General features: G+C 62.9%; 16 protein-coding genes. All 16 read right to left on the bottom strand.

The genetic code is table 11. The features are described from left to right. Positions 1–260: 260 nt before the first annotated feature. The 16 genes from JOE33_RS11985 to JOE33_RS11910 are packed head-to-tail and all read right to left on the bottom strand — an operon-like array spanning position 261 to position 15,454. Entirely contained in the window at positions 261–1,487 is a 1,227-nt protein-coding gene (locus JOE33_RS11985) for a beta-ketoacyl-ACP synthase (RefSeq protein WP_010438809.1), read from the bottom strand. Beyond that, entirely contained in the window at positions 1,487–2,215 is a 729-nt protein-coding gene (gene fabG, locus JOE33_RS11980) for a 3-oxoacyl-ACP reductase FabG (protein WP_010438812.1), read from the bottom strand. The genes JOE33_RS11985 and fabG overlap by 1 nt, the downstream gene beginning before the upstream one ends. Next, positions 2,212–2,667: a hotdog family protein gene (locus JOE33_RS11975; RefSeq protein WP_054992543.1), complete on the bottom strand. Its 456-nt coding sequence runs from the start codon at positions 2,665–2,667 to the stop codon at positions 2,212–2,214. Before JOE33_RS11975 ends, fabG begins: the two co-directional genes overlap by 4 nt. Further along, a complete protein-coding gene (locus JOE33_RS11970; RefSeq protein WP_122578849.1) occupies positions 2,664–3,860 on the bottom strand; it encodes a beta-ketoacyl-[acyl-carrier-protein] synthase family protein in 1,197 nt (398 codons plus the stop codon). Before JOE33_RS11970 ends, JOE33_RS11975 begins: the two co-directional genes overlap by 4 nt. Next, on the bottom strand, positions 3,857–4,339 hold the full coding sequence (locus JOE33_RS11965; RefSeq protein WP_054992545.1) for a hypothetical protein: 483 nt from the start codon (positions 4,337–4,339) through the stop codon (positions 3,857–3,859). The genes JOE33_RS11970 and JOE33_RS11965 overlap by 4 nt, the downstream gene beginning before the upstream one ends. Continuing rightward, positions 4,336–5,070, bottom strand: a complete 735-nt coding sequence (locus JOE33_RS11960) for a class I SAM-dependent methyltransferase (RefSeq protein ID WP_096124852.1) — start codon at positions 5,068–5,070, stop codon at positions 4,336–4,338. Before JOE33_RS11960 ends, JOE33_RS11965 begins: the two co-directional genes overlap by 4 nt. Beyond that, positions 5,067–6,314 (bottom strand): NAD(P)/FAD-dependent oxidoreductase, encoded by a 1,248-nt coding sequence (locus JOE33_RS11955; protein ID WP_010438820.1) that lies wholly within the window; start codon positions 6,312–6,314, stop codon positions 5,067–5,069. The genes JOE33_RS11960 and JOE33_RS11955 overlap by 4 nt, the downstream gene beginning before the upstream one ends. Positions 6,315–6,368: 54 nt before the next feature. Next, complete coding sequence (locus tag JOE33_RS11950; RefSeq protein ID WP_187625013.1) at positions 6,369–8,732, bottom strand: hypothetical protein; 2,364 nt, start codon at positions 8,730–8,732, stop codon at positions 6,369–6,371. Further along, on the bottom strand, positions 8,716–9,330 hold the full coding sequence (locus JOE33_RS11945) for an outer membrane lipoprotein carrier protein LolA (RefSeq protein ID WP_187625014.1): 615 nt from the start codon (positions 9,328–9,330) through the stop codon (positions 8,716–8,718). Before JOE33_RS11945 ends, JOE33_RS11950 begins: the two co-directional genes overlap by 17 nt. After that, positions 9,327–9,776, bottom strand: coding sequence for an acyl-CoA thioesterase (locus JOE33_RS11940; protein ID WP_010438826.1), 450 nt, complete (start codon positions 9,774–9,776; stop codon positions 9,327–9,329). Before JOE33_RS11940 ends, JOE33_RS11945 begins: the two co-directional genes overlap by 4 nt. Beyond that, positions 9,766–11,313: an aromatic amino acid ammonia-lyase gene (locus tag JOE33_RS11935; RefSeq protein ID WP_010438829.1), complete on the bottom strand. Its 1,548-nt coding sequence runs from the start codon at positions 11,311–11,313 to the stop codon at positions 9,766–9,768. The genes JOE33_RS11940 and JOE33_RS11935 overlap by 11 nt, the downstream gene beginning before the upstream one ends. Next, positions 11,294–12,241 carry a glycosyl transferase gene (locus JOE33_RS11930; RefSeq protein ID WP_122529474.1) on the bottom strand — a complete coding sequence of 316 codons (948 nt, stop codon included), beginning with the start codon at positions 12,239–12,241 and terminating at the stop codon, positions 11,294–11,296. Before JOE33_RS11930 ends, JOE33_RS11935 begins: the two co-directional genes overlap by 20 nt. Then, positions 12,238–12,972 (bottom strand): glycosyltransferase family 2 protein, encoded by a 735-nt coding sequence (locus JOE33_RS11925; RefSeq protein ID WP_122529473.1) that lies wholly within the window; start codon positions 12,970–12,972, stop codon positions 12,238–12,240. The genes JOE33_RS11930 and JOE33_RS11925 overlap by 4 nt, the downstream gene beginning before the upstream one ends. After that, positions 12,965–14,647: an acyl-CoA synthetase family protein gene (locus JOE33_RS11920; protein ID WP_163023344.1), complete on the bottom strand. Its 1,683-nt coding sequence runs from the start codon at positions 14,645–14,647 to the stop codon at positions 12,965–12,967. Before JOE33_RS11920 ends, JOE33_RS11925 begins: the two co-directional genes overlap by 8 nt. Before the next feature lie 10 nt (positions 14,648–14,657). After that, on the bottom strand, positions 14,658–15,203 hold the full coding sequence (locus tag JOE33_RS11915; protein WP_187625015.1) for a hypothetical protein: 546 nt from the start codon (positions 15,201–15,203) through the stop codon (positions 14,658–14,660). Continuing rightward, the gene (locus tag JOE33_RS11910; RefSeq protein WP_010438835.1) at positions 15,200–15,454 is read right to left on the bottom strand and encodes an acyl carrier protein; all 255 of its coding nucleotides are present in this window, start codon (positions 15,452–15,454) and stop codon (positions 15,200–15,202) included. The genes JOE33_RS11915 and JOE33_RS11910 overlap by 4 nt, the downstream gene beginning before the upstream one ends. Position 15,455: the final 1 nt, after the last annotated feature.

The following is a 15,455-nucleotide window of genomic DNA, read 5'->3' as shown; positions in this document are numbered from 1 at the left end:
GCGAACTTGTTCGCGATCTGCCGGGAACCGGCAGCAAGACTGATGTATACGGAACATCAGGCACGACCGGGCTACTTCGCAGCCCGTTGTAACCTCCTGAAACTCCCACGCCCTCCGGTCAGAAGCGGGATCTTATAGGCATGTTGATACGTAAAAATCGGACGCGGAGCGTCCAGAACGGCGTTCCCACGCTGGAGCGTGGGAACGATAGGTGTGTGGGCTGGATCGTGAGGAAAGACAGGTGCTCGGGAGAGCGCTGCTCATCCCCAACGCCTGAAGATCAGCGAGGTGTTCACGCCGCCGAACGCGAAGTTGTTGTTCATCACGTATTCGTTGCTCATGTGTCTTGGTTCGCCGACGATGTAGTCCAGTTCGCCACACTGTGAATCGATATCGACCAGGTTCAGCGTATGGATATAGCGGTCGCTGTTGAGCATTTCGATGCTGAACCATGACTCCAGTGCGCCGCACGCCCCCAGGGTATGACCGAGGAAGCTTTTCTGCGAGCTGAGCGGCATGCGTGGGCCGAACAGGCTGCTGGTGGCCAGGGTCTCGGCGATGTCGCCTTGTTCTGTGGCGGTGCCGTGACCGTTGACGTAACCGATGGCGTCGGGCGGCAGGCTGGCGTCTTCGAGGGCCAGTTCCATCGCGCGGCGCATGGTGGCCTGCTCGGGGCGAGTACTGTGGGCGCCGTCGGCGTTGCTGCCGAAGCCGACGATTTCGGCGTAGATATGCGCGCCGCGTGCCTGGGCATGTTCCAGCTCTTCAAGCACCAGCATGCCGCCGCCTTCACCGATTACCAGACCGTCGCGTGCGCTGTCGTAGGGGCGTGGTGTGGTGTGTGGCGCGTCATTCTTTAGGCTGGTGGCGTACAGCGCGTCGAAGACCATGGCCTCGGTCGGGCACAGCTCTTCGGCGCCGCCCGCCAGCATCAGCGGCAGACGGCCGAACTTGATCGCCTCGTAGGCATAGCCGATGCCCTGACTGCCACTGGTGCAGGCGCTTGAAGTCGGAATCAGGCGTCCGGTCAGGCCGAAGAAGATGCTGATGTTGGCGGCGGTGGTGTGCGGCATCATCCGCACGTAGGAGTTGGCGTTCAGGCCCACGGCCACCGAGTTGATCAGCATGTTGCCGAAGGCTTTGATCTCGTCGGTGCTGCCGGTGGACGAGCCGCAGGCCGTACCCATGCGCCCATCGCGGATGATCGGGTCATTCAGCAGCCCTGCGTCGATCAGGGCCTGCTCCGCCGCCGCCACGGCCAGACGTGACACGCGGCCCATGCTGCGCAGTTGCTTGCGTGTCCAGTGCCCCGGCACGGCGAAATCGTCGATGGGGCCAGCCAGGCGGGTATTGAGCTCGGCAAAACGATTCCACTCGTCCATCCGGCGAATGCCGCTGCGATTGGCCGTGAAGCTGGCATCGATCGTCGGCCAGTCGCTGCCCACTGAGGTGATGCCGGACATCCCGGTCACTACCACACGCTTCATCAGCACAGTCCCCCGTTGACGGCCAGAACCTGACGAGTGATATAGCTCGCTTCGGCCGACATCAGAAAATTCACCGCACCTGCCACTTCCTCGGGCGTGCCCATGCGCTGTGCCGGAATCATTTTCATCAGTTCTTCCACCGGCACGTTCTCGTCGAGCATGGCCGTATCGATCAGGCCCGGCGCGACGCAGTTGACGGTGATCCTGCGCTTGCCCAGTTCGATGGCCAGCGCCTTGGCGGCACCGATCAGCCCTGCCTTGGACGCGCTGTAATTGACCTGGCCGCGATTGCCGATCAGCCCGGAAACCGAGGTGATGCAGACGATGCGCCCTGCTGCACGACGGCGAATCATCGGCATCGTCAACGGGTGCAGCACGTTATAGAAGCCGTCCAGGTTGGTGCGCAGCACCTGATCCCAGTCATCGTCGCTGAGCGCCGGAAAAGCGCCGTCGCGGGTCAGCCCGGCGTTGAGTACCACGCCGTAATAGGCGCCGTGCGTCTCCACGTCTTCTTCCAGAATTGCCTTGCAGGCGGCTCGGTCCGAGACATCGAATTGCAGCACGCGTGCCTGACGGCCCAGCGCAACGACTTCGGCCTGTACGGCTTCGGCTTCGCTGCGGCCGGTGCGGCAATGCAGGATCAGGTCGTATCCGGCCTGCGCCAGACGCAGGGCGATGGCGCGGCCGATGCCACGGCTGGAGCCGGTGACCAGTATCGATTCAGTCATGCCGGGGCTCCTTCAGCCAGGTAGTCAGCAGTGTTGGGCGGGCAATATACATTGAGTCGGGCAAAAGCCTCGATACCCGGTCCGGTGAGGGTGCATTCGAACATGCCCATGCCGTTGTCGTCCTGCAGCGAGCGCACGGCGTGGATGTGCAGTTCACTGCCCAGCGGGAAGCGCGCCACGTTGCAGTCGAACTTGCGGCTGCCAAGCAGAAAACCCAGCTTGACTGCTTCGCCCTCGTTGCGTGCCTTGCAACCGGCATAGGCCGCGACGCTCTGCGCCATCAGTTCTATGCCGAGCCATGCCGGCAGGCTGCCGTCCGCTTGATTGAACAGGCCGTCGGCGCGCACGGTCAGGCGGGTTCGAATCTGTTCTTCGTCAAAGCTCAGCACCTGATCGATGAGAATCATGTCGCCGGCATGGGGGATAAGTTCGGCGAGCGGCCACTCGGTCATGGGGCATCTCCGATAATCAGGCTGATGTTGTTGCCACCGAAGGCAAACGAATTGCTCATCATGTAACGAGCGTTATCAGGTGTCAGGCGCGAGCCTGGGTGTGTCCACTGCAGCGCAGGCAGGAGCGGATCGGCCTCGCCGTCCCACAGGTGCGGGGGCAGGGCCTGCTCGGTATTCTCCGGGGCCAGGCTCAGCCAGCAAAACGCCGCTTCCAGCGCGCCGGCCGCTCCCAGGGTGTGGCCGCTGAGTGGTTTTGTCGAAGAGCAGGGCACGCCGTTCGGAAATACGCCCTGCACGGCCAGGCTCTCCATCGCATCGTTGTGCTGCGTGGCGGTGCCATGCAGGTTCAGATAACCGATCTGCTCCGCCTCGAGCCGGGCGTTGCGCAACGCTTGCAACATCGCATCGCGTGCACCACGCCCGGTGGGTTCGGGGGCCGAGATATGGTGAGCATCGCAGCTGGCACCTGCGCCCAGCAGGGCAATCGAGTGCCTGCTGTCGGCTTCGCGAGTCATCAGAAACAGCGCGGCCGCCTCGCCGATATTGATCCCGTTGCGGTTGCTGGAGAACGGGTTGCAGAGCTGCGGCGACATGGCCTCGAGTGCCGAGAACCCCTGCAGGGTCAGCCTGCACAGGCTGTCGACGCCGCCGCACAGCACGGCATCGCACAGGCCCATGTCCAGCGCCCGTCGCGCACTGAGCAACGCCCGCGAGCTGGAGGTGCAGGCTGTCGATATGACGTAGGCCGGGCCGCTCAATTGCAGCCAGGCGGCGAGAAAATTCGCCGGTGCGCCCAGTTCCTGTTGCCGATAATCGTAATCGTCGGGGAATATCCGGTCACGCAGCCAGACGGCCATGCTCTCGCTCGCTTCATCGATACCCGAGGTGCTGGTGCCGATGATCACACCAATCCGCCCGGCGCCGAAGCGCGCGATGGCTCGGCTGATGTCAGCCTCGATCTGCAGAGCGGCGGCCAGCAGCAACTGGTTATTGCGGCTGCGATGCAAATGCACGGCAGGCGGAATGGGCGGCAGTGCGGATTTGACCGCGCCGACCGGCAATGCACGTTCCGGCACCCAGCCGCTTTCGAACACCATGCCCGAGCTGTCGCCGGCGAACAGCCTGCGCGACACCTCTTCACGGCTGTCGCCCAGCGCGCAGATCAGGCCCAGTGCATTGAGATAGGCAGTCATGGCAGGCTCTCGTTGTTCAGCGGTGTGACCTTGTAGCTCAGCCCGTCCTTGAGGCGGATAGTGAACGCATTGGCCGACTGATATTCGACCAGCCAGCGATCATCCAGACGACGCTGCATGCCCTGGCGGTAAGCCGTCGGGTAGCGGCCATGCATCTCCAGGTCCGGGGTCATGGCGAACATCAGCGCAGCGAACAGCTCGCGGGCCTCCGGATTGGGCGGCAGCAAACCATCGGCCTGCCATTTTCCGTTGATCAGCAACTGGCGCGCCTGGGGAATGCCCAGCGGGTCCATCATCGACCAGCGCAATCCGCCGTTCTCACGCTGGATGATCAGCAACCAGTCCTGACGCTGATCGGTCTGTCGGCGTTCGATGTGCAGTTGCATCGGCAATTGCATGGTCGGTGCGCTGGTCGGCAGCGGGGCTTGTGCCGCACAGCCGCCGAGCAGCAGGAAGGCTAAAAACAGTACGCGAATCATGATGCTCCAACTTCCAAGGGTTTGCGGGCCACGACATTGACCAGCGTTTCCTCCCGTTGGCCGAACGGCCTGGGTTTTTGCAGTTTCAAGGCTTCGAGCAGGCCGAAGTCCCTGGCGCGGCTCCACCACAGGTACGGATACGAAACATTCTGTGCATCGAACTCGAAACCCTGGTCGCGGATCATCTGCAGGTACTGCGCCGCACTTTTCTGAACGTGCATCGGGTGGCGGAACAGCCAGCGAATCACCCAGGTGTCGATGTACGCCTCGGTCGACTCGGCAAACAGCAGGTAGCCGCCCGGTTTGAGTACACGATAAAACTCGGCCAGCGCTTGTTCCTGCTCGACCAGATGGTGGAAAGTCTGATGGCAGAACAGCAAATCGACGCTGGCGTCGGGTACTGGCAGGGCTGCGCAGTCGCTGCCGAGCAGTTCGACGTCTATGCCTCTGGCCCGCGCCTCTTCGCCACTCATGTCGAGGCTGTGCGGGTCGGCGTCGACGCCGATGAGCCTGGATGGCTGAAAAACCTTGTTCAGATGCTGGAACGAGCGGCCTTGCCCGCAACCGGCGTCGAGCACCACCGGCGCAACCGGCGGCGGGCTGGCGAACAGGTTGCGCAAATCATCTATCGCCACGCGCAGCACGCGGTACTGCCAGATGTTGCTGCGCAGAAACCACAGGCCGAAGCGGGTTTCCTCGACATAACTGTCACTCAGGAACGGTCGATTCATGAGCCACTGTCCGCGCAGATTTCCGAAAGCGTGCGCAGGCGGCGCTTGGGCTCGCTGACAAACGGATTGCGTTCGTCCCAGGCATAACCGGCCAGAATCGAGCTGATCATCCGGCGGATATCCGGAGCGCTGCCGGGGTAGAAAATCACGCTCTGGAACGTACCGTCGTACCAGCCTTCGACATAGGCCCTGAAGGTGTCGACGCCACGTTTCAACGGCACAGCGAACTCGCTTTCCCAGTCCACGTTTTCGCCCTGCAACTGCCGGCTCAGCACGCCAGCCGCCATGCTCGCCGAACGCATGGCGATGGTCACGCCCGAAGAAAACACCGGGTCGAGGAATTCTGCCGCATTGCCCAGCAGCGCAAAGCCTTTGCCGTGCAGGGTCTTGACGTTGGCCGAGTAGCCGCCGATGGTCCTCGCTGGCGTATCCCAGACCGCGTTTTTCAGCACGCTGGCCAGTTGCGGCGTTTCATCGATGAAGGCGCGCAGGCAGGCATCCAGATCATCGGGCTTGTCCTTGAAGCGTTCAGCCGAGGCCACCACGCCTATCGAACAGCGGCCTTCGCTGAACGGAATCGACCAGAACCACACATCGCTGTGCTGCGGATGGATGCTGACGAGAATCTTGCGGCGGTCGAAGGGCGGGCTTTCGATGCGGTCTTCGATATGGGTAAACACTGCCTGGCGCACTGGAAAACCCGACGGCGCTTCCAGGTCCAGCAAGCGCGGCAGCACACGGCCATAGCCGCTGGCGTCGAGTACGAAGGCCGCCTGCACGCTGTATTCGCTGCCGTCCTCGCGCTTTACACATAAAACCGGCTGCGGGCCATCGAAGTCGGCGCTGACGATTTCTTCCTGGTAGCGGATGTCCACGCCTTGCAGCGCAGCCTGATCGGCGAGCAGTTTGTCGAACTCGCTGCGCTGCACCTGAAAGGTTGTCGGCTTGCCGTTGCTGAACGTATCGCCGAAGTCGAAATCGCTGTATTGCTCGCCCCGCGCGAACGCTGCGCCATTCTTGGGCTGGAAACCGGCGGCCTGCACGGCCTCCAGCATCCCGGCCTCTTCGACGAAGTCCAGACAATGGCACAGCAGGCTCTCACCGATGGAGAAGCGCGGAAACAGCTGGCGCTCGATGATCAGCACGTCATGGCCCTGGCGTTTGAGCAGGGCAGCCGCTATTGAACCGGCCGGGCCGGCACCGATGACGACGACCTGACGAATTTCCCTATCAGTGATGGGCACAGGTATTCCTTTCCGGTTGGGCGGTGGCAGGGAGTGACGACAACGCTGCAAGACTCATGCGTGTGGCCCTTCAGCATTGGCTGGCGGATGAGACGCTTTACGCGGGCTGGCCCAGGGCGCCAGCAGGAAGCTGAACGCCAGCCCCAGACTGACCGACAGACCGAAGTTGCTGATCGCCGGGGTGCTGGAAACGGCCAGCAGCCCGAACGACAGCCAGGTGGTGACCGCTGCCAGCAGCGTGCCCAGCAGGCTGACGGCCGCGCCGCCTATCTGCTCGCGCATCAGGATGGCGTAATCGACGCTGATCGCCGTGACCAGCAACAGGCCGAACAGGCTGAACAGAGTCAGCGGCTGACCGAGCCAGCCCAGGCTGGCGAGGCTGCACAGGGCCGCCAGCAGGGGCAGGGCGACGATGCGCAACGCACCACCAAAGCCAAACGGTGCGATCAGCAGCAGGACAATCAGTACGCAAGACGCCAGCTTCAATTCCGCTGCGCTGATCTGCGTGTGGGCAAACACCTCGTTGAGCTCACCCAGGCGGTCGACCAGTTGCACACCCTCCAGGCCGATGGCCTGCACACGCAGCAACGCCATGCTGTTCATGCCACGCAGGCTGACGATGCTGGCGACACCCTGTTCGCCGTTGTCATTGCGCGCCGGCCCCAGCCAGAGCGTACGCCACGGCTCACTCAGTGGGCCTTGAAGCGCATGATCGATATCTTGCGTCGGCAGTGCCTGCAGTTGGGCCAGCTCAGCCTTCAAGGCGCTGGCCGGAACGCCAAGCTCTACCAGCGGCGCCCAGTATTGCGGCAGTTTGCCCAGAGCGTCGCGGGTGCTCTGTTGTTCGGCCGGCGAATCAAGCAACTGGTTGAGCGCCATGTAGCCTTGCAGCTTGTCCATGCTGACCAGTTGGTCGAGCCGTTGGGTCAATTCGGACTGCCGATCCAGTAATTGCTGTTGGTCCTTGCCCCGCACCAGAAAGAACTGGCTGGTGGGCTGATAGCCGGTGATTCGTGCGATGGCCTGGGCTTCATCGGTCAACGCTTGAGGCGCTGCCACCCATTGGCGAATATCGTTCTTGGTGGTCAGGTGCCAGAGCCCGCCGCCACAGAATGCCAACAGCAGCACCAGCAGAATCGGTGTGCTGACGCGCAGCAGCAAGGCGGCGCGGCAGTCGAGCATCAATTGCGCCAGTTTCAGTGGCCACTGTGCAGGGCTGATCTCGACGTTGGCGATCAGCGCGGGCAACAGGCAAACCGCGGTCAGATAAGCGCCGATCAGGCCGGCCGCCGAGAACACTGCAATTTGCGTGAGTGCCGGGAACGGCGTCCAGGCCAGCGCCAGGTAGCCGATGCAACTGGTGATCAGGCTCAGGCTCAGGCCGGGCAGGGTCAGGCGCAAGGCGGGCCAACTGCGCCAGGGCTTGAGGCTCCAGCTCTTGGACAGGTAATGCAGCGGGTAATCCACCGCCACCCCGATCAGGCTCGAGCCCAGCACCAGCGTCATGACGTGCATGCTGCCGAATATCGCGACGCAGGCCACCGCGCCGAAGAGCATGCCGACCACCACCGGCACGAATGCCAGCAACACGCTCCAGCGCCGGAAGGCCAGCAACAGCAACAACAGGATACCGACCGTTGCGCCACCGCCGACCCAGGTGATTTCCCGGCTGGCCTGCTTCTGCCCGTCGGCAGCGTAAAGCAGCCCGCTGGCCGCGAGCAATTGACCACCGGCCTGACTGGCCTGTACCCGCGCTTTCGCCAGCAGGTCCGCAATCTGGCCGGGCAGGTGCATGTCGAACGCATCGGTTCGGGTTCGCGAACGCAGCAGTACCCAGCTTTTACCCTCGGCGGTGGCCACCAGCGCACCACTGGCCAGGTCCGCTTCGACCGAGCCCTGTTTCGGCAGGCCGTTCTGGATACGTCCGGTCAGCCCCAGCCAGTCATCCTGGCCAGGCACCAGGCTGAACCCGGCAAACGGGTCGAACAGCGTCTGTACGCGCTGTTCGATGAAGGTTTTCGGGTCGTCGATCAGCAGTGTGCGGTCCGCTGTCGGCAACATGGCGATGCGCCCTTGCAGCAACTGGGTGCGCAACGCGGGCAGGTCGGCCTGCAATGACCACTGGACCTTCTCGAACAGGCCGGTCGACTGCCATTGTTCAGCCAGATTGCGTGCCAGTTCGACGGCCTTCTGCCGATCGCTGTGGCCCACCAGCACCAGCATTTCGCGGTTGAGCGGTTCCTGCATGCGCTTTTCGGCGCTGACGACCAGTTCGTCGTTATCGGTGCCCGGCACCAGCTCCATCAGATTGGCCGACAGCGGCGAGCGGTCGTGCCACTGCCAGCCCGCGAGCGCCAGCACGCCTGCCAGAATCAGCAGGAACAGTCGCGGCAACAGCCGCTCAGTCCTTGAAGTCATTACGCTGCGCATCGGTCAGAATCGGGGCACTGCTGCTGTCGATCATTTTCAGGACGGTGCTGTCGCCCTGGGTCTCCAGCAGCTCGATACGCTGCACCAGTTCGCCGCCGTCGATGTTGATCTGCTTGAACACTTGTTGCAAAAGCATCGAGCGTGGCGTGAGGGTGAGGTGCCAGGCATTCGCCTCGCCCTTGAGCTGCAAGTCGAAGTCCCGTTGCAGGCCGCTGCTGTCGCCTTGCAATACCGCCAGGAACAGACGGTTCTGCTCGGCGCCGGCGTTCTTGTTCGGCACCGGCTTCCAGCTACTGACATTGCCATCGGTTTCACGACGGGCAATACCCTCGGCATTGATGCGGTAATCCTGCTTGAGCGGTGTTTCCAGCAGCCAGAGCAGCCCGAAATCCCTGGCGAGCACGAAGCGGCCCTTGCTGAGCAGCGGTTGCGGCAGGGCGCGCAGGTGTTTTTCCTGAACGAAACGACCCTGTACCACCGCAGGTTTGGCGAGCTGGTCGCTCAGTTGTTGCAGGTCGAAAGCCTGCGCCAGGGACGAAAGGCACAGCAGCCCCAGCAGAATCAAGGTTCGAAGCGGGCGGTTCATGGTGAGGTGCTCTCTGGTGTGTTCTCAAGGGCAATTTTGACGGCATCGATGAACACTTGCGGCGAGGCCAGTTGCATTTCCCGGCTCTGGCTGTCGACTGCGACCTGCACGGTGCTGGCGCGGGTCATGCGCTCACCGGTGTGTGCATCGGTGATCAGGTAATTGATCTTCAGACGGTTCTCCCACTCCACCAGACTGGCGCGCACGTTCAGTGTCTGACCGAACACGGCACTGCGCACATAGCGCAATTGCAGATCGATTACCGGCCAACCATAACCGGATTCGAGCATCTGCATATAGTTATGACCGATGTGATCGAGCAGTGCGCAACGTGCCACTTCGAGGTACTTCACGTAGTGCCCGTGCCAGACGATGCTCATCATGTCGACGTCGAAAAACGGCACGACGATTTCAGTGTCGATGTGCAGAAAACCCTTACTGCGCATGCAACCTCCAGTGGCGGTTGGCAATATGTTTCAGGCACAGGCGCAGTTCGCTCTCCAGTGCCCGGTCTTCGATGACAGGGGCGAAGTCTTCACCCAGCTGACGATGCATGGCCGCCAGTGCCGGTGGCAGCGGGCGCGCATCGGCTGCCCTGCTGCGCAGCCAGACACCCTGATTGGCGGCGATCAGCGTGGCGGCGGCAACCTGCTCGGTCAGCTCCAGTACCCGGATGGCGTCACGCGCGGCGATCGTGCCCATGCTGACCTTGTCCTGATTGTGGCATTCGGTGGAACGCGAGAAGACACTCGCCGGCATGGTGTTTTTCAGTGCTTCGGCCGTCCACGCGCTGGCGCCGATCTGCACCGCCTTGAAACCATGATTGAGCATCGACCGCTCGGCACTGGCCCCTGACAGATTACTCGGCAAACCATGGTTATAACGCTCGTCCACCAACAGCGCCAGTTGCCGGTCGAGCAGGTCTGCCACATTGGCCACCAGGGTTTTCAGACTGTCCATGGCAAAGGCGATGTGCCCGCCGTAGAAATGCCCGCCGTGCAGCACGCGCTCGGCCTCGGCATCGATGATCGGGTTGTCGTTGGCGCTGTTTAACTCGATCTCGATGAATGACCGCAGCCAGTTCAGGCTGTCGGCCAGCACGCCCAGAACATGTGGCGCGCAACGCAGTGAATAGCGGTCCTGCAAACGGTGCAGGGGGGCCGTCGGTGCATCGATGGCCAAATCCTGGCGCAACCACGCCGCCACCTGCATCTGGCCCGGATGCGGCTTGGTGGCGAACAGGCGTTCGTCGAAATGCTCCGGGTTGCCTTGCAGTGCTACCACGTTCATGGCCGTGATTCGTGTTGCCAGTTGCAGCAGGTAATCGGCCCGGCCGAAAGCCAGGCAGGCGATACCGGTCATGACGGCGGTGCCGTTCATCAGTGCCAGAGCTTCCTTGGGGCGCAGCACCAGCGGTGTCCAGCCCAATTGCTGATGCACATCGATGGCCCGGCGGCGTTCACCGCGAAACATGACTTCTCGCTCGCCCGACAGGGTCGCGGCCACATAGGAAAGCGGCGTCAGATCGCCGCTGGCACCCACCGAGCCTTCTTCGGGGATCAGTGGCAGCACGTCCTGCTCGATGAACGCCTGCAAACGCTCGATCAGTTCGACACGCACACCGGAAACACCCTGACACAGTGACTGCAAACGCGCCGTCAGCACTGCGCGGGTAGCCTGCTCATCGAGCAGTTTGCCCAGCCCGCAGCCGTGGAAGGTGTAGAGATGACGCGGCAGCGCTTCGACATGCTCCAGCGGCACGGCGACCACGCAGGAATCGCCGTAACCGGTGGTGACGCCATAGATCACGCCTTCCCTGTCCAGCAGCGAATCCAGAAACTGCGCGCCCCTGGCAATCCGCGCACGGAACTCTTCGTCGCCCTGCAATGTGCTCGGCGTTTGCCGGTTGGCCAGTGCCAACACGTCTTCGATGCGTAGCGCACGCTCGCCGAAGGTGATCAGGTCAGGCGCTTGGTTTGTCATCGGACTTCCAGAACGGGTAGAAATTGAACCACTGCTGCGGCGCTTCCAGGCAATAGTGCCCAAGACGCTCGGCATAACGCATGGCCCAGTGCTCAATGACCTGAGCGCGGTCGCTGCGCCGCCACTCGATGGCGTCGGCGAACGGTTCGAGAATCACCCGATAGCCTTTCGCGCCCTTGAGGCAGAAGAACAGGTTGACCGGGCACTTGAGCAGCCCGGCCAGCAGCCAGGGGCCTTGCGGGAAAGTGGCCGGCTGGCCGAGAAAGTCGACCCGCACATTGCGCCCGCCGTGCAGCGCGACGCGGTCACCGGCAATCGCCAGCCACTCGCCTTCGTCCAGGCGCTGGCTTAATTGCAGCATGATGGCCGGGTCCAGCTCGCTGACCTGAATCAGGCGCAGATGGGTCGCGCCGGCTTCGCCGAGCAGGCGATTGAAACGTTCGGCGTGCTTGGTGTGCACCAGCACGTTCATGGTGACCTTTTCGCCGAGTTCGGCCAGCGCACGGCACACTTCAAGGTTGCCCAGGTGCGCACCGACCAGCATCTGTCCGCGTTGGCCACGCAGGTTCTGGCGCAGCAGGGCCTTGTCGACGATCTCGATCTGATCGATGCCCAGCCTGCCGTTCCATACGTCGAGCTTGTCGAGCAAGGCATCGGCAAATGCCATGAACTGTCCGAACACCCGGCGCTGGCTGGGCCGCAGTTCGGGTTTGCCGCTCCAGTCCGCGAGGTGCTGCTGGTATTGCCAGATGCTGTGCCGGGCACGTCGGCCGAAGACAAAGAAATACAGGACGATGCCATACAGCACCGGGCTGAGCAGGCGCCGGCCGAGCACCCGCATGCCCCAGGCGGTGAGTTTCATGAGCATGAAACTGCCACGCTCCTGATGACTGGCCCAATGCTCCCTGGGCGGCTTGTCGACGCTCATGGCCGCCACCGTCGCCACAGGATCATTGGCAGGCGTACCAGCATGCCGAAGAACAGCTTGGCGTGCATTTTCGAAATCAGGGCGTTGTCGTGAAGCAGGCGGAAATGCGACAGGCCGTCCTGCGGGTAATGAACGCGGGTCGGCAGCCAGTGCATCGGTTGGCCACGCCAGGACAGGCGCACGAGAATTTCCGAGTCGAAATCCATACGCTTGCCGATCTGCACGCTGTCGATCAGCGCCAGGACTGGGGCCAGTGGATACAGGCGAAAGCCGCACATGGAATCGCGAATGTGCAGCGACAGGGTGTTGATCCACACCCAGACATGGGTGAGGTAGCGCGCATACAGACGGCCTTTGGGCACGCTCTCGTCGAACTGCGGATAGCCGCAGATCAGCGCATCCGGGTGCTGGCGCGACTGCTCCAGAAATACCGGAATATCGCGCAGATCATGCTGGCCATCGGCATCGACCTGCAACGCATGGCTGAAGCCAAGCCGGATCGCCTCGCGGAACCCGGCCATGACCGCGCCGCCCTTGCCCTGATTGACCGGCAGGCGCAGCAGGTAGATATCCTCCCCCTGCGCCAACTGCTGTAACACGGCGGCGCAGGCCGGGCTGCTGGCATCGTCCACCAGGATGCACGGCAACCCGGCGTTGCCCACGGCCTTGACCACACTGGGCACGGCCAGCTCGTGGTCAAACACCGGGATGATCACGCAAGGCTTATGCATGGTCGTCCTCCAGGAGGATCCGGCCACTTGAGCAGGGTGCGTTGTCGGCGTTGCGAAAGGCGAAGTGCAGCTTGGAGCGTGCTGCATCGAAGCGCAGCGTCAGCGTCAGGCGGTCGCCGGGGCGCACCAGTTGCTGGAATTTGAGCACCTCCATGCCGGCGAATCCGGATGGCAGGTCGAGCAGACGCTGGCCCAGGCTGATCGCCCAGTCGACCTGCACCACGCCCGGCAGGATCGGCGCCTTGGGAAAATGGCCACTGAAAAACGCCAGATCGGGCGGAACACTCAATTGCAGGTGCAGCTCACCTTCGACGCTTTGTTGCTCGAGCACTTCCGGTTGTTTCGAGCGCGGCGCCAGCAGCAGCGCCTCGACTGCCGATTGAGGCAGCTTGCCCTGGGCATTGAGTGGCATCTGCCGCAGCAGCCGCCAGCGACGTGGCAGGGCGATGGTTTCGCAATGCGGCTGCAGGTGCTGTCGCAACGCTTCGGTGAGCGCCCGACGGCCCTGATTGCGCAGGGCCTGCAAGCCAGCATCGCTCAACACCAGCAGCGCGCCCAGCGAGGCTCGGTTTGCCTGAACCACGCCAAGGCGCGCTTCACTCACCCACGGGTGCGTCGTGAGGGCCTGTTCGATCAGCGGCAAGGACACACGCTTCTCTTCGAGTTTGACGATGCGGTCGAGCCTGCCCAGCAGTTCAAAGCGACCGTCTGCGCCGATCAGCGCTGCATCGGCGGTCTGCTCGACATGGCCGGGCGGCAGATAGGGCGAGCTGATGCGCAGCGCACCCTGCGCATCCTGACTCAGCTCTACGCCGTCGAAGGCCTGCCAGCGCTGTCCACCCTGACGCCAGGCGATGCCGCCGGTTTCCGAGCTGCCGAGAATTTCCGTCGGCCACTGACCTAGGCGTTGCTGCAGGCTCTGTGCGGCTTCGGCTGGTAACGCGCCACCGGAAGAGAACACCCGGCGCACTGCCGCGAGACCGGGCCAGTCGAGATTGTCGCCCATGCGCTTGAGCAGCGCGGGGCTGGCGACCCAGGCGAACGACGGGTATTCACGGCTGGCGCGTTGCAGATCTTCGGCGAACGGCAACTGACGGCGCACGAACGGGCGTGCAGCGCACAGCGGCCACAGCAAGCGAAACAGCAGCCCGTAAATATGTTGCGTCGCCACGCTGCCGATCATGCATGCCGCGCCCAGCTCCGCGCCCCACAGCTGCTCCAGCCCGCAGACTTCGTTGGCCAGTTGCCGCAGGCGCTTCTCGATCAGTTTGGGTTCGCCGCTGGAGCCTGAGGTGCACAGGCTCAGCCAGCACTGGTCGAGGTCCAGCGCTGCCGCAGGGAGGGGCGTGGCACGCAGATCGCTCAGGTGGGTGTCACCCGGCAGGTCGGTCAGCCACAGGTCGACCTGAGTCGCCCAGCGCTCGCGGGTCTGGCCCTGCAAGTCGGCGGGCAGCAACACATGCACGCCTGCGCGCCAGGCCGCGAACAATGCAATGGCCAGGTCGGCGGCATCCTCGAGGTGCACGGCGAGGTGCTTGATGCCGCGCGCTTGCAGACCTGCGGCGACGCTGAGCGCCTGATCACGAAACTGCACATGGTCCAGGGTCGGGGCCAGCGTCAGCAGCCGGTCGGGCAGTGCATCGAGCAGCAGGTGTTCCAGGTTCAACCAGTTCATGCGATCCATTTCATTTGCCGCCCGCGGAGGGTGGGCGGACGATCCATTCGACAGCGAACAACACGCCCATCAGGCCGTAGGAAATCAGGCCGGTGTACAGCGTCCACCATGACAACGGTGCCCACAGCGTCAGGAGGGCTGACGTGAGGCCGTTGGCGAAAAAGAACAGGCACCATATCTGTGTGACTTTGCGGGTGTAGCGGATACCCGACTCAGGCAGATCGGGGCGGTTCAGGCGCGCCATTTTTTCCACAATCGGCGGGCCGTATACAAGGCTTGAGCCGAACAGGCCGAGCATGAACGTACTGACCAGTACCGGATACCAGCGCAGCATCATGTGGCTGTCGAGGGTGCCGAGCACCACGCAAAAGATCAGGGCGACAATTGCCATCGCCAGGCTGCCTTGCTTGCGCTCTCCGGTCAGCGCGCGCGCCAGCCACAGGCTGCCGAGCAGCAGCGCGAACTGCCAGGGGGCGAAATGCTCGGTCCCCCAATAGACGGCAAAGGGATACAGCACGCCGGCCAGCACCAGAATCAGGCCAATCAGCCGCTTCATTCGGCGCTGTTGACCAGTTTGTAGACGGCCTCTACCACGTCATTCACGGTTCTCACCGACTTGAACTCTTCTGCCGCAATCTTCTTGCCGGTCTTGCGTTTGATGTGATCGATCAGGTCCACGGCATCGATACTGTCGATTTCCAGGTCCTGATACAGGTTGGCGTCAAGCGTGACTCTCTCAGGCTCCAGTTCGAACAGTTCCACCATTGCGGTGCGCAGGATTTCGAAGATGTCTTCACGGGTTTGCATG

The organism is Pseudomonas sp. PvP027 (genome assembly GCF_017833005.1).
Classification (GTDB): Bacteria; Pseudomonadota; Gammaproteobacteria; order Pseudomonadales; family Pseudomonadaceae; genus Aquipseudomonas; species Aquipseudomonas congelans.
The sequence above is the reverse complement of the archived record's forward strand: the minus strand, read 5'-3'. Positions and strand labels throughout refer to the sequence as shown.